Raw genomic sequence first — 26422 nt, forward strand, 5'->3', positions numbered from 1 at the left:
GCACAATTTATGGGGGAGTTTCCGTTACGGCCTGTCCGGGTAAAGGCCGTTGATCATGATGCAATAGCTCATCGCCAGCGACGGTGACTGATTGGAGAAGGCGAGGCCATTGCCAGTATTACCGATTGTCACTGCGCCGCCAGTAATGCCGGACTGGTAGGTGAAGCTGATGGGGCCATTGCCGGCGGTACCTGTCAATTGCACGTCGAGGCCGCTCAGTTCCACGTCTGCGCCAGTGCTCGTGGACGGCACATAGACATTCGCAGCCTGGATGCCTGACGTGGGTGGCTTGCCCAGATAAGCGTTGGGGGTAATGAGGGGGACGGCGAATTCATCCTTCGCATTGAGTTTGGCTGAAACGCCCAGGGTGCCGGCGGAGGCAGGGACATTCACTGTCTGCTGTCCGCCGCCCGTGCCGGTAAATGTGGCGCCATGATTATGCGGCGGCAGATTGGCCACGGTGAGGGTGGTGGTCGCCACGCCGGATTGGGTGGCGAAGACCTGATTGGGCAATCCGGGGCCCGTGCCGTAGTTCAGAATCGCCCGGCCGCGCAGGTCCGGCAGTGCGAACTGGCCGCTCTGCACGGAGCCGCCATACTGGTTGCCGATCAGGCTGTAGAGCGCCTGATTGCCGTTGATCGCAATCTGCCGCCCGTCTGCCGGCAGCCAGTTCCGCGGGCACCAGTTGAACGCAAAGGCGCAGACGCTGCCGATGTAGGACTCCATGTTGCAGGCCTGTGCCGGAGCTGACGTGCCGATCACGAGGGCGGTGCTGCCTGCACCCAGCATGGCGAGGGCGCCAAGGGTGGACAGTCCCTGGCCGAAGATGCGAGCGGGTTTGAGCTGCTTTCTCATCCTGAACTCCAATTTGGTTTCATGCGGTCAGGCGCGCACGGCCTACGTGTGTGCCTGCCGCCCATTGATGGGGATGGATGAGTGGAGTTATTGTGAAGTGCCGTTGCTGTATTTTTCTTGATATAGATTATTATTATTGATTTAACTTTGTTTCTCTTGGATTTCTGCTGTGGCTTGGACTTGCCGTCGCGAAATTTTTTGTGAGCCGTTTGACCTGCATGTGCAGGTTGAGTTGGGCCCGCCTGGCAAAGTGGCCAGCTTTCTGCTGGCCCGCCGGGTGTTCCGGTGTGCAGGGACGGCGTGAAAGGGGGCGAATTGCGTTGCGGGCAATGCCTGACTGCTGGGCCTGACTGCTGGCCGCGCGGGCTTGATCAAATCCGGAGAAGGCAGGCGGCATCAGGGCCGGTGTTACCGCTCGCGCAAGGGCAGGGCGACGGTGTCCTTGACCGTGTTGACGACAATGCGGGACTGCACGTCGGAGACCAGCGTGTTGTCGAGCAGCTTCAGCCGCAGGAAGTTGTCATAGGCCTTGATGTCCTCGGTGACCACCTTGATGAGATAGTCGACGGCGCCGGTGATGCGTTCGCAGGTGACAACTTCCTGCCAGTGATGCACCAGCTTGTCGAAGGTCTCCATGTTCTCGCGGCTGGGCACGGTCAGCTTGACGAAGGCATAGGCGACAAAGCCGAGGCCGACGGCTTCCCGGTCGACAATGGCCGCCACCTGCCGGATGACGCCCATCTCCTTCAGCTTCTTGATGCGGCGCCAGCAGGGCGTCTGGCTCATGCCGGCCGCGCGGGCAATCTCGGCGATGGATTGGGAAGCGTCCCTCTGGAGAACACGCAGGACGCGGATATCGGAGGGATCAAGAAGAAAATTCTCTGTCATGGGCCTGTCGGGGAAGAAAATCACGGCCAAGGGCTTGGCTGGCGGCACAATAGCACAGAAATCACCCGCGAAAAGGAGGATATTGGTGTTTGAGAAACCGCTCTGGCACCCGGGAGTAGAAGGCGGGCATCAGGCGGCCGAGGAGGGAACCGATGAACGCTTACGCGCCCGTGGTGTCGCTGGACGACAAATATACCGCAACAGGCGGCCGGATCTACCTGACCGGCATTCAGGCGCTGGTGCGCCTCGCCCTCGACCGGCAGCGGCTGGATCATCTTGCTGGCCTGCGGACCGGCGGGTTCATCTCCGGCTACCGCGGCTCGCCTCTGGCTGGCTATGACACGGAATTGACGCGTGCCCGCAAGCATATTGCAGCCCATGACGTGGTGTTCAAGCCCGGGATCAACGAGGAGCTGGGCGCAACGGCCGTCTGGGGCTCCCAGAAGCTGCGGCTGCATGGCAAGGGCTCCGATTTCGATGGCGTGTTCGGCATCTGGTACGGCAAGGCGCCGGGCGTGGACCGGGCCGGGGACGTTCTGAAACAGGCCAATGCCTCGGGCGTGGACCGCAACGGCGGGGTGCTGGCGCTGGCGGGCGATGACCATCTGGCCAAGTCCTCGATCCTTCCGGGCCAGAGCGAGTTCTTTTTCGAGCATGCGGAAATCCCGGTGCTCAACCCTTCCGACATTCAGGATGTGCTCGACTTCGGCCTGCATGGCTTCGAAATGTCGCGCTTTGCCGGGCTGTGGTCGGCACTGATCTGCCTTGCCGATACGATGGATGCTTCGGCGACCATTTCGGTCAATCCGGACCGGCTCCGTTTCGTACGCCCCGAGCAGGACCCCTGGCTGCTGCATGACCTCAACCGTGTGCTGCTCCTCGGCAACCGGCTGGAAACAGAGCGCCTCCTGCGTGACGTGCGGCTTCCGGCCGTTCAGGCCTATGTTCGGGCCAACCGGCTGGACCGGGTGGCCTTCGGCGCCAGCCGTCCGCGCCTTGGCCTTGTCGCCACGGGCAAGGCCTACCGGGATCTGCTGCAGGCGCTGGATCTCATCGGCATCAACGAACAGCGGGCGAAGGAAATCGGCCTTGCTGTCTACAAGGTGGCGCTCGCCTGGCCGCTGGAGCCTTCGGGGCTGGCCGAATTTGCGCGCGGCCTCAACAAGCTGATGGTGGTGGAGCACAAGCGCGCCTTCCTGGAGCCGCAGATCAAGGAGATCTCCTATCACTGGCCGGCCGATGCCCGCCCGCGCATCTGGGGCAAGCGCACGCCGGAAGGCGAGCCGATGCTCTCCGACGTGCTGGAGCTTTCCGTCGCCGAAATCATCCGGGCGCTTCTGGGCTATCTGCCGGAAGATGTGGTGACCGACGGGATGCGGGAGGTGAGCGCCCGCATGAACACTCAGGTGATGTGGGCGCAAGGGCATGCGGAGCGTGCGGCGCGCATTCCCTATTTCTGCTCCGGCTGCCCGCATTCCTCCTCCACCGTTGTTCCGGAAGGCGCCCGCGCGCTGCCCGGCATCGGCTGTCACGCCATGACCGAACAGGCGGGCCGCACCACTGACGGGCAGATCGCCATGGGCGGCGAGGGCGTGCTGTGGGTGGGGCAGAAGGACTTTGCCCGCGACACCCATGTCTTCGCCAATCTGGGCGACGGCACCTATTTCCACTCCGGCATTCTGGCGATCCGCCAGGCGGTGTCCTCCAAGGTGCCGATCACCTACAAGATCCTCTACAACGACGCGGTGGCCATGACCGGCGGCCAGCCGCATGACGGCCCGCTCACCGTGCCCCAGATGACGCGCCAGCTGGAAGCCGAAGGCGTGGAGCGCATTGCCGTCGTCAGCGAGCGGCCGGAAACCTATACCGGCCGCAAGGATCTGGCGCCTCTGGTGGAGGTGCTGCACCGGGATCACCTGATGGAGGTGCAGCGCGAGTTCCAAAAAGTCGATGGCGTCACCGTCATCATCTATGATCAGACCTGCGCCGCCGAAAAGCGCCGCCGCCGCAAGAAGGGCGCCTATCCGGACCCGGATCTGCGGCTCTTCATCAACGACCGGGTGTGCGAGGGCTGCGGCGATTGCTCGGTCCAGTCCAACTGCCTGTCGGTGGAGCCGGTGAAGACCCGCTACGGCGAAAAGCGCCAGATCAACCAGTCCAGCTGCAACAAGGATTTCTCCTGCGTGAAGGGCTTCTGCCCCTCTTTCGTGGAAATCGAGGGCGCGGCGCTGCGCAAGGCGGAAACCCACGGCGTGGACGTGGACGGCCTGCTGGCCGGACTGCCGCCGGTGGAACTGCCCGGTCTGGAGCGGACGCTGAATCTTCTCATCGCCGGTATCGGCGGCATGGGCGTGACGACGATCTCCGCCGTGCTGGCCATGGCGGCGCATCTGGATGGCAAGCAGGCCTCGACGCTGGACATGACGGGGCTGGCGCAGAAGGGCGGGCCGGTGACCTCGCATGTGCGCTTTGCCTCGTTGGCCCGCTCCATCGAGGGACCGCGCGTGCCCACCGCCAGCCTGGACGTGCTGATTGCCTCCGACATGGTGGTGGCCACCAATGCCGAGCAACTGGCCCTGACCAACCGCTCCGCCACCCGCGTCTTTGCCAACACCCGCGTGGCGCCGACGGCGGAATTCGTGCTGAAGCAGACGCTTTCCTTCGACGAGGCGCGGATGCTCAAGTCGCTGGAGGCGGCCTCCATCCTGTGCAAGGCGGCGGATGCGGCGACGATTGCCGAGCAGCTGCTGGGCGATGCCATCTATGCCAACATGATGCTGGTGGGCATGGCCTTCCAGAGCGGCGCGCTGCCGGTGAGTGCGGAAGCCATTGAAACGGCGCTGCATCTGAATGGCGCGCAGGTGAAGGCCAATGTGAAGGCCTTCCGAGCCGGGCGTGTGCTGGCGGCGGCTCCCGAAAAGATCCTCACCGCCCTGCCGCAGCCGGAAAAGCTGGAGCCGGAAACGCTTGACGCGCGCATTGCCCGTCAGGAGCGCGAGCTGGTGCTCTATCAGGACGCCGCCTATGCAGCCCGGTTCCGCAAGCTGATCGATGCGGTGCGGGCAGCCGATGCAGCGCACGGTCCCGGCACCTTCCGCCTGACTGAAACGGCGGCGGACATGCTCTACAAGGTCATGGCCTACAAGGACGAGTATGAGGTGGCGCGGCTTTACGCCGATCCGGCTTTTGCCCAGAAGCTGAAGGCGCAGTTCGAGGATCCGAAGAAGGTGAAGGTGATGCTCGCCCCGCCGCTGCTGTCGCGGGGCAAGGACCCGAAGACCGGGCGTCCGGCCAAGATGGGTTTCGGCCCCTGGGTGTTCAGTGCCTTCCGCCTGATGTCGAAGATGAAGGGCCTGCGCGGCACCGCCTTCGACCCCTTCGGCCGCACGGCGGAGCGCCGTGCCGAGCGGGCGCTGGTGGCAAGCTATTCGGCTGATCTGCAGGCCATCATCGCGGCGCTGCCCAAGGCCAGCTACGGCCTGCTGGTGGAACTGGCCCGCGTGCCGGATCTGGTGCGCGGCTATGGCCCGGTGAAGGAGGAGAACCTGAAGAAGGCAGAAGCCAAGCGCGGGCAACTGCTTGAGCGGCTCAAGGGAGACACGCCGGAGTTTGCAGCGGCGGCCGAGTAATACCGGCTCCTGGTGAGCCAAGCGGCAATCTGCCGGCACCTGTCTGGTTCAGAGTGAACCTGACAGGTGCCGGTTTTCCTTGTTTCCGGTTTGCTCTGCCAGATTTCAGAAGAAGGAGCCGGCCATCTCGGGCGTGCCCTCCAGGGCGTGGGCCATGAACTCGATGCTGTGGCGCAGTTTTTCACGGGTGATGGGGCCGCAGATGCACACACGCACGGTTTCGCCAGGCTGGCTGTCCACGGTGAAGGCATCACTTGCGACAATGCCGAGGCCGGAGTGGCGCATGTGGGCGGCAAAACTGGACCGGGTCCATCCTTCGGTCAGCGGCAGCCAGATGTTGAAGCTGATCGGATCGGCGCTGTAGCTGCCGGCCGGCAGATGCGCTGCGACAATCTTCTGGCGCGCGCTGGTTTCGCTGCGGATGAAGCGCAGGATCATGTCGGCCGTGCCGTCCTCGATCCAGCGGGTCGCCAGCGCCATGTTGAGCGGTGAGGCCATGACCGAGTTGGCGCGCATGGCGGCGGCAAAGGGCCAGGCGGATTTGGTGTCGGGGGCGGCGACGAAGGCAAGGCGCAGGCCTGCGCCGATGCATTTTGCCAGCCCGCCAATGTGCCATGTCAGGTCAGGGGCCATCGAGGCCAGCGGTGGCGGCGCATGCAGCGGGATGAAGCCATAGGCGTCGTCTTCAATGATGGGGAGGCGGAACTTGCGGGCAACCGCACAGATCTCCTCCCGGCGCTGCACGGGAATGGTCAGTGTAGTCGGGTTGTGCAGGGTCGGGTTCAGATAGAGGGCCTTGGGCGAGCGGGTGGCGCAGGCATGGGCCAGTGCGTCCGGCAGGATGCCGTGCTCATCCATCGGCAGGCCGCACATGCTCAGCCTGAGCTGGGCGGCAATCGAGCGGATGCCGGGATAGGTGATGTTCTCGGACAGGATCACCTGACCAGGCTTGGCCAGCAGGGTCAGGATGGTCAGCAGGGCGGGATGGGCGCCGGGGGTCACGAAGATGCGTTCCTGTGACGGCACCAGAGCCCGCCGCCCCAGCCATGCGGCGGCAGCGTCCTTGTCTATCTCCGAGCCGCCGAAGCCCTGATAGCGCAGCAGCGGCACCATGGAGGAGGCGACGGCGCAGAGCCCCTCACGCATGCGCTCGACCAGTTCCGGATCATCCGGGTCGGGCGGCATGTTCATCGAATAGTCGGCGGCAGACAGCCGTCTGGCGTCTGGTGCCGCGTCCAGGGCAAAGCCGCGCCGCTCCCGGTCCTGACCGCCCGTCACGAAGGTGCCGCGTCCCACATGGGTGCCGATCAGGCCGCGCTTCTTGGCTTCCACATAGCCGCGGGCCACGGTGGTGAAATCCACGCCGAGCCGTTTCGCCAGCTCCCGCTGCGCGGGCAGGCGGTCCCCCACCACGAGAATGCCGCTGCGCAGGTCCATCTCGATCAGATCTGCAATCGCCATATAGCGCGGGCTGCTGCTGCGCCGCAGATCCGGCGTCCACTCGGTCATGGTGATCCCTTCAATTCGCTGAATGACTGTATATTCATGCATTCAATCCCTGTCACCTCTGTTTCGTGGCTACTTGGGGCGCGCAAGTTGCCGCAGGTGCGGCAGCGCGAAGGGGCTGCCATGGCTGGCACCGCATTCTGCCCCGAATGCCGCAATGGGATCTGTAATGGCAGTAAAGCTGCCCAAAGACTGCATATTGAATGGATCAAGAGTATGGCATTCTGCCGGAAGAGCAGGCAGGATATTGTCTGGATTTTGGGCTTCAGATTGCGAGATGTGAGAAATTGAATGCATAATTGAATGCATACGATATGAAAATGACTGCTTTATGAGCGGATTCAATTTGGCATGCTGCTTGCAAAATGAGTGCTGCCCCGAAGAGGAGGGCAGATATTCAGTCACAGGAGCCTTCGATGCCTGCAGTAACCAAACCCGCCCACGAAGCCGGTGATTTTTTTGTCGACTATGAAGAGAAGGTCTTTGAGGACGTTCAGGCGAAGGAAGGCGAAAAAGCCCTGATCACCTTCCATACGGTGGCCTTTGAGGGATCGATCGGCCTCGTCAACCTGCTCCAGGCCAAGCGCCTGAAGCGCAAGGGGTTTGAGACCTCCGTTCTGCTGTATGGCCCCGGCGTCACGCTCGGGGTGCAGCGCGGCTTCCCGAAGCTGGGTGATGAAGCCTTTCCGGGTCATCTCAATTTCAACAACCAGATCAAGGGCTTCATGGAGGAGGGCGGCAAGGTCTATGCCTGCCGTTTTGCCCTGCAGGCGCTTTACGGCCATGGCGAGCCTTCGCTGATCCCGGGCATCAAGCCGATCAATCCGCTGGATGTGCTGGACCTGATCCTCATCCACCGCCGCGACGGCGCCTTCATCCTCGACACCTGGACGCTCTGAGCCTGCTGCGGGGTGCGGGCCAGCCTGCACCCCGGTCTGCGGCCGGTCTGCAGCATGCCGTGAGGCACTGCAGTCCGCCGGGAATTCAACCGTGAAGCCAAGGAGATCGCCCGTGGCCAGGAAATCAGTCAAGGTCGCCGCCGCCCAGATAGCGCCCGATCTGACCTCGCGCGAGAAGACACTCGCCCGGGTACTGGAGACGATCCGTGAGGCCGCCGGGAAAGGCGTCGAGCTGATCGTCTTTCCGGAAACATTCGTCCCCTGGTACCCCTATTTTTCCTTCGTTCTGCCGCCCGTTCTGTCGGGTCAGGAGCATCTGCGCCTCTATGAGGAGGCCGTCACGGTTCCCTCCGGTGCGACCCAGGCTGTGGCCGCCGCCGCCCGCGAGGCTGGAATGGTCGTGGTTCTGGGCGTCAACGAGCGGGACCATGGCTCGCTCTACAATGCGCAGCTGATCTTTGATGCCGATGGCAGCCTCGTTCTGAAACGCCGCAAGATCACCCCGACCTTTCATGAAAGGATGATCTGGGGGCAGGGCGACGGGGCGGGCCTGACTGTGGTTGAAACCGCGGCGGGTCGCGTCGGGGCGCTCGCCTGCTGGGAGCATTACAACCCGCTCGCCCGTTACGCCCTGATGGCCCAGCATGAGGAAATCCATGTAGCCCAGTTCCCGGGCTCTCTGGTGGGGCCGATTTTTGCCGATCAGATGGAAGTGACGATCCGCCACCACGCGCTGGAAAGCGGTTGTTTCGCCGTCAATGCGACCGGCTGGCTGACGGATGAGCAGATCCGCTCGATCACCCCTGACGAACGGCTGCAGAAGGCGCTGCGCGGCGGCTGCATGACGGCAATCATTTCGCCGGAAGGCAAGCATCTCACCACTCCGGTAACCGAAGGCGAGGGGCTGGCCATCGCCGACCTCGACATGAGCCTCATTCTCAAGCGCAAGCGGATGATGGATTCGGTTGGCCATTACGCGCGGCCCGAACTGCTGTCGCTCTCGCTCGACAACCGGCCAGCCGCTCCTTTGACGGTCACCCAACCCGCCTTTTCCCGATTTTCCACCGACCCGGCAGCCGCCGATACAGGGAGCAACACCGATGGACATGCTGCAGCGCCCGCAAGCGACAGAAACCCTGATCAACGAATTGCAGTCCTGCGGAGTGAGGCTGGTTGACCCGAAAGCCGGGCACGAAAGCCGCCGGGGTGGTGCCGGGCCTTCCGACCACAAGGCCATGACTGTTGATGGCATGACGGTGATGGTGCCGGTCCACACGGCGGCGGCTTTTGAAAGCCCCTACATGGTGGAAAAGCCGGATGAGCAGGGCCGCAGCCGGATCAGCCGCGACGGCAAGGTTCTGGCGGAGGTCAGCTTTCCGCTGCGGCCGCGCTTCTATGAGCTGAGCACGGCGGATGGCATCCCCTATTCCAAGATCGCCGTTCTGCATGGCCGTGATGTTCTGGCAACCACCGTGTTGCAGACCTGTATCCGCTATCAGAGCCGCACCAAGACCTGCCAGTTCTGCTCCATCGGGCAGTCGCTGGCCGCCGGGCGGACCATTGCCCATAAAACGCCGGAGCAACTGGCCGAAGTTGCGAAGGCTGCCGTCGAGCTGGACGGTGTGAAGCATATGGTGATGACAACGGGCACGCCGAAAGGCAGTGACCGGGGTGCGGCGGTGCTGGCCGAGAGTGCAAGGGCCATCAAGGCTGCGGTCACTCTGCCAATTCAGGGCCAGTGCGAGCCGCCGGAGGATGATGTCTGGTTCGAGCGCATGCGTGAGGCCGGCATCGATACGCTCGGCATGCATCTGGAGGCGGTCACGCCCGAGGTGCGGGCCCGCATCATGCCCGGCAAGGCGCAGGTGCCGGTTTCCAAATACATGAGCTCTTTCGAAGCGGCCGTGAAGGTGTTCGGACGCGGGCAGGTCTCGACCTACATCCTCGCCGGTCTCGGCGACAGTGTGGAGGCCATTCTGGACATCTGCAGGAAGCTGACTGCGCTGGGTGTCTATCCCTTCGTTGTTCCTTTCGTGCCGATCTCCGGCACCCCGCTAGAAAGCCATCCGGCGCCGTCTGCGGCGTTTATGCATTCAATTCTCCAGCCTCTGGCTGAAATGCTGGTGACGAGCGGGCTGAAGGCCGTGGATATCAAGGCCGGCTGCGGCAAATGCGGGGCCTGCTCGGCGCTGTCCACTTATGAGCGGAGGCTGACGGCATGATGATCGAGCCGGTTCAGGCCTTCCGGGCCGCTGAATATCAGGTGAAGTTTGCCACCTGTTCCTGGGAGCGGGAGCAATCCCATGCGCTGCGTCAGGCGGTGTTCTGCAAGGAGCAGCGGATCTTTCGCGGCAGTGACCGTGACGCGATCGACGAGACCGCAATCCCCATCGTGGCGCTGGCGATGCTGGGCGTGGTGGCTGATGCGGTTGCGGGCACCGTGCGCATCCATGAGGAGCAGCCCGGCGTGTGGTGGGGCTCCCGGCTTGCGGTCCATCCGGATTACCGCAAGGTTGGCGCCCTGGGGGCTTCCCTGATCCGGCTTGCGGTCTCCTCCGCCCATGCCATGGGCGCGCATACGTTTCTTGCCCATGTGCAGGAACAGAACGGGCTTCTGTTCCGCCGCATGCGCTGGACGGTGCTGGAGGAGGTGGAACTTCACGGCAAGCCGCACCTGCGCATGCAGGCGGATCTTGCGCATTATCCGCCCTGCTACACGCCTCAGGCCGGCTTTACGGCTCTGCCGAGAAAGGCGGCCTGATGATGAGGGCAGAAGAGTTCGACCAGATCGTCAAGGCCTTGCGCTCCAGCCGGGGGATTGCCGCCAAGCGGGACATCGCCGTTGCGGCGCAGCAGCTGAACCTCGCAGGCGGCCCCGTTGCCGTGGGCGATGACTGCGCGGCCATTGCCGATGGCAGCGGCTATCTGCTCCTCGCCATCGAAGGCTTCATGAACGAGTTCGTCGCCGGGGATCCCTGGTTTGCCGGCTGGTGCAGCATCATGGTGAACCTGTCCGACATTGCGGCCATGGGCGGACGGCCGGTTGCCGTGGTGGATGCGCTCTGGGCACAGAATGAGGCCGGGGCCAGTCCGGTTCTGGCGGGCATGAAGGCGGCCTCGGAGGTCTATGGCGTGCCGGTTGCCGGGGGCCATACCAATCTGACGGCGGACCGCGGGCAGCTCGCCGCAGCCGTCCTCGGCCGGGCCAGCTGCCTGCTCACCAGCTTTGATGCAAGGCCGGGAGAGCATCTGGTGGCCGTTGTGGACCACCGGGGCCGCTACCGGGAACCGTTCAACAATTGGGAGGCGGCAACCGGTGCCCCGGCACAGCGGCTGCGGGCCGATCTCGACCTGCTGCCGCAGATCGCGGAGGCGGGCTGGTCGCGGGCGGCCAAGGATATCAGTCAGGGCGGCATTGCCGGCACGGCGATCATGCTGGCGGAATGTTCCGGCGTTGGCATCAGCCTTGATCTTGAGGCCATTCCGGTTCCGCCGGGCGTTGCCCTGGAGCGCTGGCTCGCCACCTTCCCGAGTTTCGGTTTTCTGCTGTCGGTTCCCGGCCAGCATGTGACGGACGTTCTGGGCCTCTTCGCAAGCCGTGATCTCACTGCTGCGGTGATCGGCGAGGTCAGGCACGGAACAGACGTGAGCGTTCATTCGTCTGCGGGCTCGGCCATCATCCGCGACTATGCCGCAGAGCCGTTGATGCAGTTCAGGCAAGCGGAGGCCGCCGTATGAGCCGCAGCCTGCGCATTGCCATGCTGACCCATTCGACCAATCCGCGCGGCGGTGTGGTTCATGCCATGCAGGTGTCCGAGGCTCTTGCCGCTCTGGGCCATCAGGTCACGCTGTTTGCTCCTGATGCTTCCGGAAAAGGCTTCTTCCGCCAGCCGAAGGTCCGCGCGGAGGCCTTTGCGGTGCCGCAGGCGCCTGCGGGCATGACGGATATGGTGGAACAGCGCATCCGCGACTACACCGCCTTCTTCCGGCAGCGCGGCACGGATGGTTTTGACCTGTTTCATGCCCATGACGGCATTTCCGGCAATGCTCTGGCGGATCTGGCTGCCTGCGGCCAGATTGCCGGGTTCCTGCGCACGGTGCATCATCTTGATGAATTTGCCGATCCGAGGCTGATGGCGCTGCAGGCCCGCTCCATTGCGGCGGCCGATGCGCTTTTCACCGTCAGCCGGCACTGGACGGATGATCTGGCCCGCCGGGGGCTCAGCGCCACCTGCACCGGCAATGGCGTCGATTGCCAGCGCTTCAGGCCGGGCAGGGCGGCTGATGATGGCGCCGGACTTGCTGCAAGGCTCGGGGTATCCGGCGGCGGCCCGGTCTTTCTTGCCATCGGCGGAGTGGAAGCGCGCAAGAACACGCTCAACATCCTGCTGGCCTTTGCCGAAGCGCGCGCGGTTCTGCCAGCGGCCCGGCTGGTGATCGCCGGAGGCGTTTCCCTGCTCGACCACCATGATTACCAGGCCGCCTTCAAGGCTGCGCTGGCGGCCCGGCCTGAGCTTTCGGGCGCGGTCCACATGATTGGCGCCGTTGCGGACGAGGATATGCCGCAGCTTTACCGGATGGCCGATGCCCTGGTTTTTGCCTCGGTCAAGGAGGGCTTCGGCCTTGCGGTACTGGAAGCGATGGCCAGCGGACTGCCGGTGGTTCTGTCTGCCATTTCCCCTTTCACCGAATACGTGCCGGAGGCCGCCGCACTCTGGTGCGACCCGCACAGCCCGTCCTCCATTGCCGGGGCCATGCTCACGGCCCTGCGCCCGGAAGTGGCGGCGCATTGCACCGCTGCAGGCTTCACCGTTGCCGCTGCGCATGACTGGCACAGGGCCGCTGTTGCCCATCTGCCGGTCTATCTGGCCTCACTTGCAGAGAGGGAGCCCGCAAATGCCTGAAATGCGCTTCGTCGTCGTCTGGCCGGATGGCTCGCAGGAGGAGTGCTATTCGCCTTCCCTTGTCATCCGCGATTTTTTCGAGGAGGGGCAGACCTATCCGCTCGATGAGTTTCTGTCCCGCAGCCGCGAGGCGCTGACCCTTGCCAGCGACAGGGTCAAGCTTCGCTACGGCTTTGCCTGTTCGCTGGCGCTGGGGCAGCTCGCCCGCATCGAACAGCGCGCCGCTCTCTTCAACACCCCGGCCGCCTGTGTCGCGGTCAGGCAATTCATCCTTTGAGAGGTCCAGTCATGAGCACCCCATCCCTGCAAAGCCACTACAGCGCCGTGATCGTCGGAGGGGGGCAGGCGGGCCTGTCCGCCAGCTACTACCTGTCCCGCGCCGGCGTCGATCACGCCGTCTTTGAGCGGAAAACGGCCGCCCACAAGTGGCAGGACGAGCGCTGGGATGCCTTCTGTCTGGTGACCCCCAACTATCAGTGCCAGTTGCCGGACCACCCTTACGACGGGCCAAATCCGGGCGGCTTCATGGTCAAGGACGAGATCCTCGACTATCTGGAACGCTTCAAGGCCAAGGTGAATGCCCCTGTCTTCGAGCATACCGGGGTGTCTCTGGTCGAGCAGACGCCTTCCGGCTTCCGCGTTGAGACGAGCAAGGGGGTGGTCACTGCCGATGCCGTGATCCTTGCGACCAGTCTTTATGCGAACCGTTTCATCCCGCGCGCGGCGGAACGCCTGCCGGATCACATCCTGCAGATACATACCGCTGATTACCGTAGCCCGGAGAGCCTGCCGGATGGCGGCGTCATGGTGGTTGGCTCGGGCCAGTCGGGCTGCCAGATTGCGGAGGATCTGCATCTGGCCGGCCGCCAGGTGCATCTGGTGACAGGCAATGCGCCGCGCTGTGCCCGGTTCTACCGGGGGCGCGATGTGGTCGACTGGCTGACAGACATCGGACAATACGGCATTACCGTCGAACATGACGGAATGACGAAGAAGAAGCATGACACCAACCACTATCTGACCGGCCGCGATGGCGGGCGCGATATCGACCTGCGGAAATTTGCCCTGGAAGGCATGAAGCTCTATGGCCGCTTCGAAACGGCGAAGGGGGCGACGATGCAGTTCCGGCAGAACCTGCGCCGGAACCTCGATGAGGCAGACCGGGTCTATAACGGCATCAATGCCCTGATCGATCAGCACATTGCCCGCAACAACATCACCGCCCCGCCGGCCAGTGTCTATGTGCCGCTGTGGGAGCCGGCGCAGGAGGTGACGGAGCTTGATCTGGATGGCGCAGGCATCACCAGCATCATCTGGGCCACGGGCTTCACACCGGACTGGTCCTATGCCGCGGTTCCCATCTTCGACGGCACCGGCTATCCGGTCCAGCGGCGCGGCGTCACCGGGGTGCCGGGCGTTTATGTGCTGGGACTGCCCTGGCTGTGGACCTGGGGATCAGGCCGGTTCCTCAGCATCGCGCAGGATGCCGATTATGTCGCCGGGCAGCTCACGGGCTTCCTGAGGAACAGGGGGCTGCATGAAGCTGCACCGCGTGCCGCACAGGCTGGAGGCCGGGGCCTTTGACAGTCTTTTCCTTGCAGACGGTGCGGGCTGCATTGCCCGGTATGAGTGATGGCAGTGCTGCTTCCAGCCTGCCTTTGCCCTCCCTGCTGGACAGGGGGCTGTGCCCGGAGATCCTTCTGGGCATGCCGCATCTCACGCCCTTCGGTCTTTCGCGCACCTGGCTTTTGAAGGAGCTGGCGCACCGCCACTGGCTGATGCTTGGGCGCGATCTCGGTATGGACAATGCCGATTTCCGCACACCGGACGGGCAGGAGGCCTATGCGGCCATTTCGGCCCTGAGCTGCAATGTCCGGTTTTCGCAGGCAAGGGCCAACGCGGTCCTGTCGATCGCGGCAAACCTCTACCCGGTCTCGCATGCCAGATGCGAAAGCCTCTTCACCTTGTGTGTGGACGGGGTGCCTGCAGGAGCCGTGGTTCTGCAGTCGGCATTCGTTGCGCGCACTTCCGGGACAAACCGCTCGGTCCGCCGCTCCATGCTCCGCAACGCCAATGTCAGCGGGTCTGTCAGGCCGAGCCGCCTTGCCGGGGCCGCCGGTCTGTTGCGGACACTCGATACCGCCGCGCTGCCTTGCTGGAATGAAACCCTGTTTCAGCCATGCCCCCTGGAGGAATTCAACGGCGCGGGGCTGTTCTATTTTGCCGAGTTTCTGGCAGCGGCAGCGCGGGCCTTCTGGCAGTGGGAAGGGGCAGAGGCCGCAGCGTTGCGCTTCGAGAAGCCGCATGTGGTGCTGTTCACGGGCAATATCGACCAGGGCGAAACCCTGCGTATCCGTCTGTGTTCGCGGCAAGACACTGAGCCGGTGGGCCTTTGCACGGTCGGACGCATGGATGGCTCCGTGATCGCATCCGTCCTGTTCGGTCATGGCGAGGCTGAGGCGGATAAAGCCGCAACACCCAATCCCTGATGAGCCTGCCTCATCGGGATTTCGTCAAGCCTGTGCGATGTTTGAGCATTTCGAGGCGTGATGCGCCAGCATCTCAGAGCCTTGGTATAAGCCGGTAAGTGTATCCCGAAAGTCCATCCTGAATTCGGCCAGTTTTGGCTCCGGATAAGCCGGTGCCGGAGCAATGTCATCTGCCTGAAATGTACGTGTCACAAACTTGCAATACCCCGAACGTACAGGTGACCAAACGTCAGGAAAGGATGATCCATGAAACATCTTCTGCTCTCCGCCGCAATGATCCTTGCTGCCACGGCTGCTCAGGCCGAGTTCAAGCTGGACGCTCGCTACACCGACGCTGATGGTGACATGGTTGCAGATGTTCCGTCTGACCCTGCTCAGCTTGTCGATCCGGCGCAGCTGATCTTCGCCTATACCCCTGTGGAGGATCCGGCTGTCTACGCCGAAGCCTGGTCGGATTTCCTGGCGCACATGGAAGCGGTCACCGGCAAGCCGGTGCAGTTCTTCCCGGTTCAGTCCAATGCAGCCCAGATCGAGGCAATGCGCGCCGGCCGCCTGCATGTCGCAGGCTTCAACACCGGCTCCAACCCGCTGGCGATTGCCTGCGCAGGCTTCCGTCCCTTTGCCATGATGGCCAAGGCCGATGGCTCCTTCGGCTACGAGATGGAATTCATCACCTATCCGGGTGCGGGTATCGAGAAGGTGGAAGACATCAAGGGCCGCACGATGGCTTTCACGTCTGAAACCTCGAACTCCGGCTTCAAGGCGCCTTCCGCCCTGATGAAGGCGCAATATGGCATGGAAGCTGGCCGTGACTTCACGCCGGCCTTCTCCGGCGCCCATGACAACTCGATCCTCGGTGTGGCGAACAAGGACTACGACGCTGCTGCGATCGCAAACTCGGTCATGTCCCGCATGATCCAGCGCGAAGTGATCAAGCCCGAGCAGATCGTCACGATCTACAAGTCCGACACGTTCCCGACCACCGGTTACGGCACAGCGCATAACCTGACGCCGGAACTGCAGGAGAAGATCCGCGAAGCCTTCTTCAGCTTCAACTGGGCCGGCTCCTCGCTGGAAAAGGAATTCTCCAAGTCTGGTGAAGCACAGTTCATCCCCATCACCTTCAAGGAATACTGGTCGGTGGTGCGTGAAATCGATGCGGCCATGGGCGTTCAGTACACCTGCAACTGATCTTTCCTGAAATGCACAAGACAGGCGGGGATGACCCCGCCTGTCCGTTTTGAGAAGGCCACCCATGCTGCACATCCAGTCGCTGACCAAAACCTACAAGACCGGCGACAAGGCCCTGACGGATGTCTCCTTCGATTTGCCAAAGGGACAGGTTGCCGGGTTGATCGGACCGTCAGGGGCTGGAAAGTCCACCTTGATCCGCTGCATCAACCGGCTGGTCCAGCCGACTTCGGGCAAGGTGCTGCTGAACGGGCTCGATATTACGGCCCTTGGGGCGGGTGATTTGCGCCGGGCGCGGCGGCGGATCGGCATGATCTTTCAGGAATACGCGCTGGTGGAGCGCCTGACGGTGATGGAGAACGTGCTGTCGGGACGGCTGGGCTATGTGCCCTTCTGGCGCTCCTTCACGCGCCGCTTTCCGCCCGAGGACATCCAGCGCGCCTTCCGGCTGCTGGACCGGGTCGGCCTTTCCGCCCATGTGAACAAGCGTGCCGATGCCCTGTCGGGCGGCCAGCGCCAGCGCGTCGGCATTGCCCGGGCGCTTGAACAAGAGCCTGAACTGCTGCTGATCGATGAGCCGACGGCGAGCCTCGACCCCAAGACAAGCCGTCAGATCATGCGGCTCATCGTCGAGATTTGCCGCGAGAGCGGCCTTCCGGCCATCATCAACATCCACGACGTGGTGCTGGCGCAGCAGTTTACGGACCGCATCATCGGCCTGCAGGCTGGGCGCGTGGTGTTTGATGGCCCTCCGGCCGGTCTGACAGAAGAGGTTCTGACGCGGATTTACGGCGCCGAAGACTGGACAGCCATGCGCAAGGGCGCGGCCGAGGATGCTCAGGCCGAGGCTGACGAGCGTGTGCAAACCGAAAAAATGCTGGGGGCGCTCTAGTGTCCGGTGCCAGTGATATGACCAGCTATCCCACGAGCTGGCGGCGCCCGCCCCAGATGATCAAGTCGCGCCACTGGCGCGTGTTGCTGGCGGTTGGTGCAGTTGCCTATCTGGTGCTTGCCATCGGCAGCGTCGATGTGAACTGGACCCGCATGGCCGAAGGCTGGGAGCGCGGCCTGCGGTTCATCGGCGGCTTCCTGCAGCCGGATTTCACCTCCCGCTGGCGTGATATCTCGGCCGGGCTGATGGAAAGCCTGACGATGACCTTCACCTCGACCGTGGTAGGCATTCTCATTTCCGTTCCCATCGGGATTGGGGCCGCGCGCAATGTCTCGCCTGCCTGGATCTATGCGATCTGCCGCAGCATCATCGCTGCAAGCCGCGCCTTGCAGGAAATCATCGTGGCGATCTTCTTCGTCGCCCTGTTCGGGTTCGGCGCCTTTGCCGGCTTTCTGACGCTGACCTTTGCGACGATCGGCTTCATCGCCAAGCTTCTCGCCGAGGACATCGAGGATATCGATGAGGCGCAGGCCGAAGCCATCCGCGCGACCGGTGCAAGCTGGTTGCAACTGATCAATTACGCGATCCAGCCGCAGGTGATGCCGCGCCTCATCGGGCTCAGCCTTTACCGCTTCGATATCAATTTCCGCGAAAGCGCGGTGATCGGGATTGTCGGGGCAGGGGGGATCGGCGGAACGCTGAACACGGCGCTCAACCGCTATGAATATGACAGCGCCGGCGCGATCCTGCTCATTATCATTGCCATTGTGATGGTGGCTGAATATGGCTCCGGCCATCTGCGGAGGCTGCTGAAATGACCGGCACGCAGATCTGGCGTCACCGCACGCCAAAGACCCAACTCGCCCTATGGGTGTTCTGGGTTTTCGTCGTGGCGCTGTTTGTCTGGTGCTGGAACACCATGACAGCGCGCACCATGTGGCTGTTTGTCTATGATGCGCCCAATGCGGCCGGGGACCTGATCGGCCGCGCCCTGCCGCCGCGCTGGTCCTATATGGAGAAGTTGTGGGCACCGCTCTGGGACACGATCAACATTGCGACGCTGGGCACGCTTCTGGGCATCTTGATTGCCGTGCCGCTTGCCTTTCTGGCCGCGCATAACACCACCCCGTCGCGCCTGCTGCTCAGGCCTTTCGCCTTGTTCTGCATTGTAGCGTCCCGCTCGATCAACTCCCTGATCTGGGCCCTTCTGCTGGTCTCCATCCTCGGACCGGGCCTGCTGGCCGGGATCCTTGCCATCGCCTTCCGCTCGGTCGGCTTCATTGGCAAGCTGCTTTATGAAGCGATTGAGGAAACGGATCAGGCGCAGATCGAGGCTATCACCGCCACCGGCGCCAGCCAGGCACAAATCCTCAATTACGGGATCGTGCCGCAGGTCCTGCCGGCTTTCTATGGCATTTCCGTCTTCCGCTGGGACATCAACATCCGAGAAAGCGCGATCCTCGGCCTGGTCGGGGCAGGGGGCATCGGTGCTCAGCTTCAGGCCAGCCTGAATGTTCTCGCCTGGCCTCAGGTCATGCTGATCATTCTCGTGATCCTGGCGACCGTTGTGGTCTCCGAATGGGTCTCTGCCAAGGTGAGGCACGCGATCATCTGATGCAGTTGCCCCTGTCACGCAGCGGCATAGGTGTCTTTCCGGCTGCACGTGCGTCCAATCTCCGGATATGGCAATGTCATGCTTCGTCATACAGAAGCATGACAGGAGGACCGTCATCATCCGTAATCAAAGGCTCTTCCCTGCGGCCGGGGGGCGTGCTCACGCGGGCTGCTTTCATGGCGGTTATTCATCATGATCGCGCTGCTGCTCGGCGGGACCGGCCTGTTTCTCGCCGGTATGTGGATGATGACCGACGGCCTCAAGCTGGCGGCCGGAAAGGCGCTTGAGGGGCTGTTGCGCAGCGCCACCGGCGCACCCTGGCGCGGCATCCTTGCCGGCATTGCCGTAACGGCGATCGTTCAGTCGTCCACTGCTGTCACCGTTGCGACCATCGGCTTCGTCAACGCCGGTCTTCTGTCGCTGGCCCAGTCTGTCTGGGTCATCTTCGGCACCAACATCGGCACCACCATGACCGGCTGGCTGGTGGCAACGCTTGGCTTCAAGCTGGATATCGTCAACCTTGCCCTGCCGCTGCTGGGGGCGGGGATGGTCATCCGGGTTGCGGCCGGTTCACGCGGCCGGCTCTCCGGGCTCGGTCAGGCGGTGGCCGGGTTCGGGGCGTTTTTCCTCGGTATCGGCTTCCTGCAGCAGGCCTTTGGTGACGTGGCCGTGCCTGCAGCCTTGTCCAGCCTTGCCCAGTCGCCGCTGCTCGGTATTCCCGTGTTTGTGGCCGTGGGCATTGGCCTCACGCTTCTGACCCAGTCCTCCAGTGCCGCCATGGCGCTTGTGCTGACGTCGAGTGCGGGCGCGGGGCTGCCGGTGTTCCTTGGCGCTGCCGCCGTCATCGGCACCAATATCGGCACCACATCCACGGCCGGATTTGCAGCCCTCTCGGCAACGCCGCCCGCCCGCCGGGTGGCTGCCGCCCATATTGCCTTCAACGGCCTGACGGCCTGCGCCGCGCTTGTTCTGCTTTATCCATTATTGCAGCTGGCTCAATGGCTTGCGGCAGATGTATCAGGAAGTGATTCAGGTGCTGCCGATATCGCCCTGGTGCTGGCTGTCTTTCATACCCTGTTCAATTGCATGGGCCTGATCCTGATCTGGCCCCTGACCGGCAAACTGGTGAACTGGCTGGAGCACCGTTTCGTCAATGCGCAGGAGAAGATCGGCCGTCCGGAGTTTCTCGACCCGACCTTGCGTCCGGTTCCCCAACTGGCCTTGCGCGGACTGCTGCTGGAGACGGACAGGCTGTCCGGCATCACGCATGCCTTCGCACGCGATTGTCTGGCTGAACCGCGCGTGGCCACCGGCGAGCTTGACGCACGCCTGACCGGCAGTCTCGCGCTTGGCCGGGCCATCCGCAGCTTTATCGAGCACATGAACAAGGAGGCGATGCCGCAAGCGGTCTCCGAGGCCATTCCCGATGTCATCCGCGGGGTGCAGCATCTGGAGGAGGTTGCGCAGTTCTCGGCGGCAGCCGTCTCTGTTGCCGCGTTGGAGCCGGAGGGAGAGGCCCGTCAGGACGTGGAGCGCATGCGCCAGTCTGCACTGAAAGCCCTGACCGCAGGACAGCCTTCCCGGGAGAACCCGCTCCCGCCCGAAATGGTTGAAGCGGCGATGACTGAAACCGAGACACTTTACCAGTTGACGAAGGCTTCTCTCCTGTCCCGCGCAAGCCTGGCAGGCGAACATGTCGAGACGATCGAACGCAGTCTTCTGCAGATCCAGCACATGCGCCGTTGCGTCCGGGCTTCCTGGAAGGCGCACCGGCGTCTGGACCGCTGGTTTCTGACGTTAAATCGGGATGGTGTTCAGCAGGATACGGGAAAACCAGTAGATTAAATAAGGTATTTGATGTTGCAATTCTTGATTGTTTTCTTTTGGGTGACCTAACGTTCAATTTTAATGAATTTCTCCGGTTTGATATTGCTTTATGCGCTCATTGTATGATTTTTCCTGTATTAATTTGAGTTTAATGCCTTTGCTTCAGTGTGCCTTTAAAGGTTTTCGTAGGGTTGTTAAATGAACCTCGGCCAGTGGAGTGTCAGGAACAAGGTTCTTCTGCCTGTCTGGATCATGGCAGCCTTCGTCGTTCTCGTGGTGACCATCAATCTGGTCATCCTGCGGGGTGAGTTGGAGCGCGGCCACGTGGAAAAGGTGCGCGCGCTCGTCGAGTCCGCCCGCTCCATTACGGAAGAAAGCTACCGGCTGGCGCAGGATGGGACGCTGAGCGAGGATGCTGCCAAGGACAAGGCACGCGATGCCATCCGGGCGATGATCTTCAATGGCGGTGCGCGCGTCTTCGTCTTTGATGAGACCGGAAACCGGGTGGTCAGCAATACGGTGGCTGAAGAAGGCACCAGCGCCTGGGGCTCCCGCCACACCCAGGATATGATCCGCAACGGCCTGAACGGGGGCGGCGTCACCTATTACAAGGGCGCAAGAACACTGGATGGGGTCACCACCCGCGGCAGGCCCAAGGCCGCGTGGTCGGAGCATTTTGCCCCGTGGGGATGGGTCATTTCCTCTGCGGTCTATCTGGACGACGTGAACACCTCCTTCTGGAACCATCTGCTGCGCTTCGCCTTGATTTTCGGGGCGGTTGGAGTGCTCCTGCTGCTCTGGGTCAATGCCATCGTCGGCAGTATCACCGGCCCGGTGCTGCGATTGACGGCCAACATGAAGCAGCTGGCGGACGGCGACACGCATGTGACCGTTGAGGACACCGGACGCGCCGACGAAATCGGCCAGATGGCGGCGGCCATGCGCACCTTCGTGTCCTATGAGCAGGAGCGCCACGCGCTGCACGGAAAGCTGCAGGAACTGGCCTTCTCCGACAGTCTGACCGGCCTTGCCAATCGCGCCTCCTTTCAGGACCGGCTGCAGTGCGAGCTGGACCGCGCAGCGGCAGATGGCACCCATTGTGCCCTGATCGTGGTGGATCTTGACCGGTTCAAGACGATCAACGACACCATGGGCCATGCGGCAGGAGATGCGGTCCTGATCCAGACGGCGCGGCGGATCGAGAGTGCGGTCTGCGCGCGCGCCTTCATCGGACGGCTCGCCGGCGATGAGTTCTTCGTGGTTCTGCCTGACCTGCCGGACGTTGACGAGGCAATGGCTCAGGCACATCGGCTTGTTGAGGCCATGCGCCAGCCCATGATGGTTGAGGACGCGGTGCTTCAGGTGTCTGTCAGCACCGGCGTGGCCGCGGGTCCCGGCGACAGTGCCAGTGCTCCGGCGCTGTTCCGCTTTGCCGATCTTGCCCTTTACGATGCGAAGCAGGCTGGCGGCAATTGCGCGCGCGCTTACAGGACACAGATGGGCGAAACCATCGAGAAGCGCTTCAAGCTTGAGACCATGATGAATGGCGCGCTCAAACGCGGCGAGTTCAAAGCTGCCTTCCAATTGAAGATGGATTTGGCCACCGGTTATCCGGCCGGTGCGGAGGCGCTGTGCCGATGGGTTCATCCGTGTTTTGGCAACATCAACCCGGCTGAGTTCATCCCGGTAGCCGAGGAAACCGGCCAGATCATCGCCATCGGCCACATGATGCTGCGCGAGGCCTGCAAGTTTGCGGTTCAGGTCAATCATGCGTCTGCGCGGGCCATGGTCATCGCAGTCAACGTGTCGCCGCGCCAGCTGATGAATGGCGACTTTCTGATCCGGCTGCGTGACTGCCTTGCCGCCACCGGCTGCCAGCCGGCATGGCTGGAACTGGAGATCACCGAAAGCCTGCTGCTGAGCGAGGGCGGCGGTGTGCATGAGACGCTGGAGCAGATCGCGGCCATGGGCATCGGCATTGCCATCGATGATTTCGGCACGGGCTATTCCGCACTCAGCTATCTGCACCGCTTCCCGATCACGGCCCTCAAAATCGACCGCTCCTTCATGAACGGCATTTGCAGTGACCCGCAGCAGGAAATCCTGGTGCGGACCATTCTGGCCATGGCCCACGGTCTTGGTCTGGAGACCACGGCCGAAGGCATCGAAACCGAGGACGTGGCCCGCAAGCTCGCCTCCATGAACTGCCGCTTCGGTCAGGGCTATCTCTGGCACCGCCCGGCGCCAGCTGATGAAACTTCCGGCGTCATGTGTGGCCTTGCAGTCGCCTGATCCGGGCCAGCCTCGCGGGCGTCATTTCCCCTTGCCGTAATGCTCCCGCCAGGCGGGCAGCGTATCGCCCTTGGCCGGGGTGGCATGATAGATGCCGCGGGCAATGGCACGGGCGAGGCTGGAAGCAGCGGCGGCGCCCAGTTCGATCATGTCCGCCAATGGCTCTGCCAGCCTGTGGCGGCCGGTGGAGAGCGCAAAGACGAGATCCCCGTCCATCGGCGTGTGCGCAGGCCAGAGGGCCCGGGCAAGGCCGTCATGGGCCATGACAGCCAGGCGCTTGGCTTCTGCCTTGGTCAGGATGGCATCGGTGGCCACAATGGCGATCGTCGTGTTGGCACCGGCGCGCAGGGCATCGAATTTGGTGCGCGGCACGGCTGTGTCTGCGGGGAGGGGGAACGGCAGTCCAAGGCCGCCGAATTCATCGCCCCGCTCGAAAGGCGCTGCCCAGAAATGCGGGCCATCGCCCATGGTGGCCCGGCCAAGCGCATTGACGGCCACCAGCGCGCCGACGGTGGCGCCGCCGGACAGGTGCAGGGAGGCGGAGCCGAGCCCGCCCTTGAGATTTGCGGTGGTGGCACCGCATCCGGCGCCATGGCTGCCGAGCGAGAAGTCCAGCCCCGCTGCCTCAAGGGCAGCACGGCCAAGCTCCCGGTAGGGGGCGTAGTCTCCCCAGTTCTTGTCCCCGCCATTCATCAGGTCAAACAGGATGGCGCCGGGCACGATCGGCACGCGCACGGGGCCGACCTGAAAGCCGCGTCCCATGGCGGCAAGCCCGGCCTGCACACCGGCCCCGGCATCAAGCCCGAAGGCCGATCCGCCGGAAAGCACCAGCGCATCGACCTTCTCTACGGTCTGGTCCGGCTCCAGCAGGGCCGTATCACGTGTGCCCGGCGCGCCGCCGTGAATGGCAACGGAAGCCACCGCCGGTTCATCCGGCAGCAGCACCGTCACGCCGGACTTCAGCGTCATATCCTCTGCCGATCCAACGCTGAGACCCGGAACATCCGTGATGAGATTGCGCAAGGTCTTATTCCTTCCGGTGCTTGCATTGTGTTGCAGCAGCCGTTGGCCGCCGGGGATATCTTCCGAGCTTAGGAGGCTTTGCTGCCGGTTGAAAAGGGGCATGCCTGTGGCGCGGTTCAAGGTGGCATCCGGCTGCGGCCTTGGCTAGGATGCGGGCGGCGACGGAGGCCAGTATTTGATGAGGCGTTGATTCATGCGGCAGTTCAAGAGCTTGGCGCCATTTGCTGTGGGACTGGTGATGGCCAGTGTGCTGACAGGTGTGCTGGCCGCTCCCGCACAGGCGGACATTCGCATTGCCGTTGCCGCCGCCTTTTCCGGCCAGTTTGCGCCATTGGGGGATCAGATCCTGGCCGGGGCGCGGCTGGCGGTTGAAGACATCAACGCCAGTGGCGGCCTGCGCGGGGAAAAGCTGGTGCTGGAGGAAGCCGATGACCGCTGCGACCCGGAGCGGGCAGCGGCGCTGGCCAATCAGCTCACCGGCAAGGGCGTGCAACTCGTCATCGGGCACCTGTGCTCCAGCGCCACACTGGCGGCAGCGCCCGTCTATGCGGAGGCGGGGCGCATCCAGATCACGGTGGCTTCCGCGCTGCCGCAACTGACCGAAGCACGGCCGGGGCCGGGTTTCTTCCGGCTTGGGCCGCGCGAAGATGCCACCGCGCCTTTCATCGCGGAGCGTCTTGCTCAGGAGTTTGCGGACAAGCGCATCGGCCTCGTCACCGACCGCAGCGCCTATGGCAAGGATTTTGCCGCCCGGGTGAAGGCTGCGATGCAGGCAAAGGGGCTCTCTCCTGCGCTGGAGCGGGAATTTGATGCGGGTGCACGGGACCTGAAGCCTCTGGCCTCGGCGCTCAAGGGGGAGCGGCTGGATGTGGTGGTGCTGGGCGCCTATGCGACAGATGCGGGGCATCTCGCCGCCGCCCTCAGCGCCTTGGACATGCAAGTGCCCGTGCTGGCTGGCGACGCGGCCATGGGGATGGAGTTTGGCGCTGCCGCAGGCGAGGCGGCAAACCGTGTCGAGGTGGCCTTCATGGCCGATCCGGCCGCCGTTCCGGACAGTCCTGCCCGTGAGATTGCCAGCCGCATGCGGGCTGCGGGCATGGTGCCGTCTCCTTATGCCACGGATGGCTACGCCGCCGTCCAGCTCTTCGCGGCAGCTACCGGCGCCTCCGGCAGCTTCGACTTCGCGCCCGTGGCCGCAGCGCTTCAGTCCGGCAGCTTTGACACGGTCAGCGGCACAGTCTCGTTCTTGCCCGATGGGGACCGGGAGGGCACGGGCCTTTCCTGGTACCGCTGGCAGGATGGCCGGTTCCGTCCCTTGGACCTGCCGCGTTAACGCTTTTTTAAGAATACGCCTCCGGGCAATGCCCTCTGTTCGGCACCTGCGCTAGATTGGCCGGGTGAGGCTGTGTGACGTCCGGCCTCACCAACGTCTGTGCCTGTCTGGTGTGCCGGGGGAACTTATGCGCCCTATTGCCGTGATCATGCGTTTGCTTTTGCTTGTGGCGGTTTGTGGCGGCCTGTTGGGTCTTGCCACTGCCGCGCCGGTGCATGCCCGTGCAGAGCGCGTGGCCTTTGCATCGCAGGGGCTTGCGCCGGGCACAATCGTCATCCGCAACAGCGAGCGGCGGCTTTATCTGGTGCTGGGAGAGGGGCAGGCGCTGGCCTATCCGGTGGCGGTCGGCAAGAAGGGCAAGGCCTGGACCGGCCGTACCTATGTGACGGGCCGCTATCTGCGCCCGGCCTGGATTCCGCCCGCGGTGGTGAAACGCGATTTTCCGGACATGCCGGACCGGATCGAAGGCGGTGCGCCCAACAACCCGATGGGCGTTGCCGCCATGACGCTGGCAGGCGGTGAGTTCGCCATCCATGGCACCAACCGCCCCGGCAGCATCGGCCGCCCGGTGTCCTATGGCTGCATCCGCATGCACAACGAACACATCGCCGACCTGATCCAGCGCGTGCGTGAAAACACCCCGGTGATCGCGCTGCCGTGAGGCTGGCTCACTTCAGCAGGGGCAGGGCGCCGCACAGGCGGTCAACGGCCTTGCGCGGCCCGGCGACAAGGATCGCCTGCGGCTCGTGATCCTTCAGGGGGGCTGCGGCGATGCGCGCCGTGTAATCCGCATAGTTCCGCGCCTCGAAGGCGGCACGCATATAGGCGAGGCGGACGGGCATGCTCTCTGCGGCGGCAAAGAGACTTTGAAGATCCTCGGCAGGGGCTCCCAGAATGGGCACGGCCACCTGGGTGATGCCTTCCAGCAGATGGCCCTCGCTGTCCTGTGTGGCGGGACCAATCAGCTCCGGATGCAGCCGTCCGAGGCTCATGCCCAGAATGGCGGCAAAATTGGCCTGCAATCCTTTCGGCAGGCTGGTGGACAGGATGATGACGGGTTTCAAAGTCATGGCAGGGCT

At 63.5% G+C, this 26422-nt stretch carries 24 protein-coding genes; 18 read left to right on the forward strand and 6 right to left on the reverse strand.

All coding sequences use genetic code 11. The features are described 5' to 3' along the window. Positions 1-24 precede the first annotated feature (24 nt). Both AC0CMF_RS00490 and AC0CMF_RS00495 read right to left on the reverse strand, forming a co-directional pair. Positions 25-855 (reverse strand): phage tail protein, encoded by an 831-nt coding sequence (locus AC0CMF_RS00490; RefSeq protein WP_058899480.1) that lies wholly within the window; start codon positions 853-855, stop codon positions 25-27. A gap of 408 nt (positions 856-1263) precedes the next feature. Next, on the reverse strand, positions 1264-1743 hold the full coding sequence (locus AC0CMF_RS00495; protein WP_019966625.1) for an Lrp/AsnC family transcriptional regulator: 480 nt from the start codon (positions 1741-1743) through the stop codon (positions 1264-1266). Between the two features lie 152 nt (positions 1744-1895). Here AC0CMF_RS00495 and AC0CMF_RS00500 point away from each other — a divergent pair, with 152 nt between their 5' ends. Then, a complete protein-coding gene (locus AC0CMF_RS00500; RefSeq protein WP_472480731.1) occupies positions 1896-5372 on the forward strand; it encodes an indolepyruvate ferredoxin oxidoreductase family protein in 3477 nt (1158 codons plus the stop codon). Between the two features lie 105 nt (positions 5373-5477). Here AC0CMF_RS00500 and AC0CMF_RS00505 read toward each other — a convergent pair whose 3' ends face one another. Next, positions 5478-6881, reverse strand: coding sequence for an aminotransferase-like domain-containing protein (locus AC0CMF_RS00505; RefSeq protein WP_050472876.1), 1404 nt, complete (start codon positions 6879-6881; stop codon positions 5478-5480). 69 nt (positions 6882-6950) lie between these two features. Next, positions 6951-7283, reverse strand: coding sequence for a hypothetical protein (locus AC0CMF_RS00510; protein ID WP_374629458.1), 333 nt, complete (start codon positions 7281-7283; stop codon positions 6951-6953). 11 nt (positions 7284-7294) lie between these two features. Here AC0CMF_RS00510 and AC0CMF_RS00515 point away from each other — a divergent pair, with 11 nt between their 5' ends. From AC0CMF_RS00515 to AC0CMF_RS00585, 15 genes are all read left to right on the forward strand, one after another. After that, positions 7295-7777: an MSMEG_0572/Sll0783 family nitrogen starvation response protein gene (locus AC0CMF_RS00515; protein WP_050472672.1), complete on the forward strand. Its 483-nt coding sequence runs from the start codon at positions 7295-7297 to the stop codon at positions 7775-7777. Between the two features lie 112 nt (positions 7778-7889). After that, positions 7890-8954, forward strand: coding sequence for a Nit6803 family nitrilase (locus AC0CMF_RS00520; protein ID WP_058899482.1), 1065 nt, complete (start codon positions 7890-7892; stop codon positions 8952-8954). Next, complete coding sequence (locus AC0CMF_RS00525; RefSeq protein WP_374629471.1) at positions 8884-9999, forward strand: MSMEG_0568 family radical SAM protein; 1116 nt, start codon at positions 8884-8886, stop codon at positions 9997-9999. The genes AC0CMF_RS00520 and AC0CMF_RS00525 overlap by 71 nt, the downstream gene beginning before the upstream one ends. Then, positions 9996-10538 (forward strand): MSMEG_0567/Sll0786 family nitrogen starvation N-acetyltransferase, encoded by a 543-nt coding sequence (locus AC0CMF_RS00530; RefSeq protein ID WP_374629457.1) that lies wholly within the window; start codon positions 9996-9998, stop codon positions 10536-10538. Before AC0CMF_RS00525 ends, AC0CMF_RS00530 begins: the two co-directional genes overlap by 4 nt. Before the next feature lie 2 nt (positions 10539-10540). Next, complete coding sequence (locus tag AC0CMF_RS00535) at positions 10541-11515, forward strand: sll0787 family AIR synthase-like protein (protein ID WP_374629469.1); 975 nt, start codon at positions 10541-10543, stop codon at positions 11513-11515. Continuing rightward, complete coding sequence (locus tag AC0CMF_RS00540; RefSeq protein WP_058899484.1) at positions 11512-12681, forward strand: MSMEG_0565 family glycosyltransferase; 1170 nt, start codon at positions 11512-11514, stop codon at positions 12679-12681. The genes AC0CMF_RS00535 and AC0CMF_RS00540 overlap by 4 nt, the downstream gene beginning before the upstream one ends. Then, positions 12674-12958 (forward strand): MSMEG_0570 family nitrogen starvation response protein, encoded by a 285-nt coding sequence (locus AC0CMF_RS00545; protein ID WP_123194618.1) that lies wholly within the window; start codon positions 12674-12676, stop codon positions 12956-12958. The genes AC0CMF_RS00540 and AC0CMF_RS00545 overlap by 8 nt, the downstream gene beginning before the upstream one ends. Positions 12959-12969: 11 nt before the next feature. Then, entirely contained in the window at positions 12970-14265 is a 1296-nt protein-coding gene (locus AC0CMF_RS00550) for an MSMEG_0569 family flavin-dependent oxidoreductase (protein ID WP_374629456.1), read from the forward strand. Beyond that, a complete protein-coding gene (locus tag AC0CMF_RS00555) occupies positions 14262-15170 on the forward strand; it encodes a Pnap_2097 family protein (protein WP_472480734.1) in 909 nt (302 codons plus the stop codon). The genes AC0CMF_RS00550 and AC0CMF_RS00555 overlap by 4 nt, the downstream gene beginning before the upstream one ends. A gap of 246 nt (positions 15171-15416) precedes the next feature. Then, entirely contained in the window at positions 15417-16361 is a 945-nt protein-coding gene (phnD, locus tag AC0CMF_RS00560; protein WP_374629453.1) for a phosphate/phosphite/phosphonate ABC transporter substrate-binding protein, read from the forward strand. 64 nt (positions 16362-16425) lie between these two features. Further along, positions 16426-17253 (forward strand): phosphonate ABC transporter ATP-binding protein, encoded by an 828-nt coding sequence (gene phnC, locus AC0CMF_RS00565; protein WP_050472680.1) that lies wholly within the window; start codon positions 16426-16428, stop codon positions 17251-17253. 17 nt (positions 17254-17270) lie between these two features. Next, positions 17271-18071, forward strand: a complete 801-nt coding sequence (phnE, locus tag AC0CMF_RS00570; RefSeq protein ID WP_050472681.1) for a phosphonate ABC transporter, permease protein PhnE — start codon at positions 17271-17273, stop codon at positions 18069-18071. Further along, entirely contained in the window at positions 18068-18868 is an 801-nt protein-coding gene (gene phnE / locus AC0CMF_RS00575; protein WP_374629452.1) for a phosphonate ABC transporter, permease protein PhnE, read from the forward strand. The genes phnE (AC0CMF_RS00570) and phnE (AC0CMF_RS00575) overlap by 4 nt, the downstream gene beginning before the upstream one ends. Positions 18869-19060: 192 nt before the next feature. Then, a complete protein-coding gene (locus tag AC0CMF_RS00580) occupies positions 19061-20713 on the forward strand; it encodes a Na/Pi cotransporter family protein (RefSeq protein WP_374629451.1) in 1653 nt (550 codons plus the stop codon). Positions 20714-20893: 180 nt separating this feature from the next. Beyond that, positions 20894-22987 carry a putative bifunctional diguanylate cyclase/phosphodiesterase gene (locus AC0CMF_RS00585; RefSeq protein ID WP_374629450.1) on the forward strand — a complete coding sequence of 698 codons (2094 nt, stop codon included), beginning with the start codon at positions 20894-20896 and terminating at the stop codon, positions 22985-22987. 21 nt (positions 22988-23008) lie between these two features. Here the strand turns inward: AC0CMF_RS00585 and AC0CMF_RS00590 are convergent, their stop codons facing one another. Next, complete coding sequence (locus AC0CMF_RS00590; protein ID WP_374629449.1) at positions 23009-24010, reverse strand: P1 family peptidase; 1002 nt, start codon at positions 24008-24010, stop codon at positions 23009-23011. Between the two features lie 193 nt (positions 24011-24203). On the opposite strand from AC0CMF_RS00590, the gene AC0CMF_RS00595 reads away from it, so the two are divergent. Beyond that, positions 24204-25343, forward strand: coding sequence for a branched-chain amino acid ABC transporter substrate-binding protein (locus tag AC0CMF_RS00595; RefSeq protein WP_374629448.1), 1140 nt, complete (start codon positions 24204-24206; stop codon positions 25341-25343). A 148-nt stretch (positions 25344-25491) separates the two neighbouring features. Beyond that, on the forward strand, positions 25492-26004 hold the full coding sequence (locus AC0CMF_RS00600) for a L,D-transpeptidase (RefSeq protein ID WP_374629447.1): 513 nt from the start codon (positions 25492-25494) through the stop codon (positions 26002-26004). Between the two features lie 7 nt (positions 26005-26011). Here AC0CMF_RS00600 and AC0CMF_RS00605 read toward each other — a convergent pair whose 3' ends face one another. Further along, positions 26012-26413, reverse strand: a complete 402-nt coding sequence (locus AC0CMF_RS00605) for a DUF2000 domain-containing protein (protein ID WP_050472689.1) — start codon at positions 26411-26413, stop codon at positions 26012-26014. Positions 26414-26422 lie beyond the last annotated feature (9 nt).

This window comes from Pannonibacter sp. CBAS1226 (genome assembly GCF_055685825.1).

Coding starts and splice junctions, on each gene's coding strand:
- AC0CMF_RS00490 (WP_058899480.1), bottom strand. CDS start 855: ATGAGAAAGCAGCTCAAACCCGCTCGCATCTTCGGCCAGGGACTGTCC.
- AC0CMF_RS00495 (WP_019966625.1), bottom strand. CDS start 1,743: ATGACAGAGAATTTTCTTCTTGATCCCTCCGATATCCGCGTCCTGCGT.
- AC0CMF_RS00500 (WP_472480731.1), top strand. CDS start 1,896: ATGAACGCTTACGCGCCCGTGGTGTCGCTGGACGACAAATATACCGCA.
- AC0CMF_RS00505 (WP_050472876.1), bottom strand. CDS start 6,881: ATGACCGAGTGGACGCCGGATCTGCGGCGCAGCAGCAGCCCGCGCTAT.
- AC0CMF_RS00515 (WP_050472672.1), top strand. CDS start 7,295: ATGCCTGCAGTAACCAAACCCGCCCACGAAGCCGGTGATTTTTTTGTC.
- AC0CMF_RS00525 (WP_374629471.1), top strand. CDS start 8,884: ATGCTGCAGCGCCCGCAAGCGACAGAAACCCTGATCAACGAATTGCAG.
- AC0CMF_RS00530 (WP_374629457.1), top strand. CDS start 9,996: ATGATGATCGAGCCGGTTCAGGCCTTCCGGGCCGCTGAATATCAGGTG.
- AC0CMF_RS00535 (WP_374629469.1), top strand. CDS start 10,541: ATGAGGGCAGAAGAGTTCGACCAGATCGTCAAGGCCTTGCGCTCCAGC.
- AC0CMF_RS00540 (WP_058899484.1), top strand. CDS start 11,512: ATGAGCCGCAGCCTGCGCATTGCCATGCTGACCCATTCGACCAATCCG.
- AC0CMF_RS00545 (WP_123194618.1), top strand. CDS start 12,674: ATGCCTGAAATGCGCTTCGTCGTCGTCTGGCCGGATGGCTCGCAGGAG.
- AC0CMF_RS00550 (WP_374629456.1), top strand. CDS start 12,970: ATGAGCACCCCATCCCTGCAAAGCCACTACAGCGCCGTGATCGTCGGA.
- phnD (WP_374629453.1), top strand. CDS start 15,417: ATGAAACATCTTCTGCTCTCCGCCGCAATGATCCTTGCTGCCACGGCT.
- phnC (WP_050472680.1), top strand. CDS start 16,426: ATGCTGCACATCCAGTCGCTGACCAAAACCTACAAGACCGGCGACAAG.
- phnE (WP_050472681.1), top strand. CDS start 17,271: ATGACCAGCTATCCCACGAGCTGGCGGCGCCCGCCCCAGATGATCAAG.
- phnE (WP_374629452.1), top strand. CDS start 18,068: ATGACCGGCACGCAGATCTGGCGTCACCGCACGCCAAAGACCCAACTC.
- AC0CMF_RS00580 (WP_374629451.1), top strand. CDS start 19,061: ATGATCGCGCTGCTGCTCGGCGGGACCGGCCTGTTTCTCGCCGGTATG.
- AC0CMF_RS00585 (WP_374629450.1), top strand. CDS start 20,894: ATGAACCTCGGCCAGTGGAGTGTCAGGAACAAGGTTCTTCTGCCTGTC.
- AC0CMF_RS00595 (WP_374629448.1), top strand. CDS start 24,204: ATGCGGCAGTTCAAGAGCTTGGCGCCATTTGCTGTGGGACTGGTGATG.
- AC0CMF_RS00600 (WP_374629447.1), top strand. CDS start 25,492: ATGCGTTTGCTTTTGCTTGTGGCGGTTTGTGGCGGCCTGTTGGGTCTT.
- AC0CMF_RS00605 (WP_050472689.1), bottom strand. CDS start 26,413: ATGACTTTGAAACCCGTCATCATCCTGTCCACCAGCCTGCCGAAAGGA.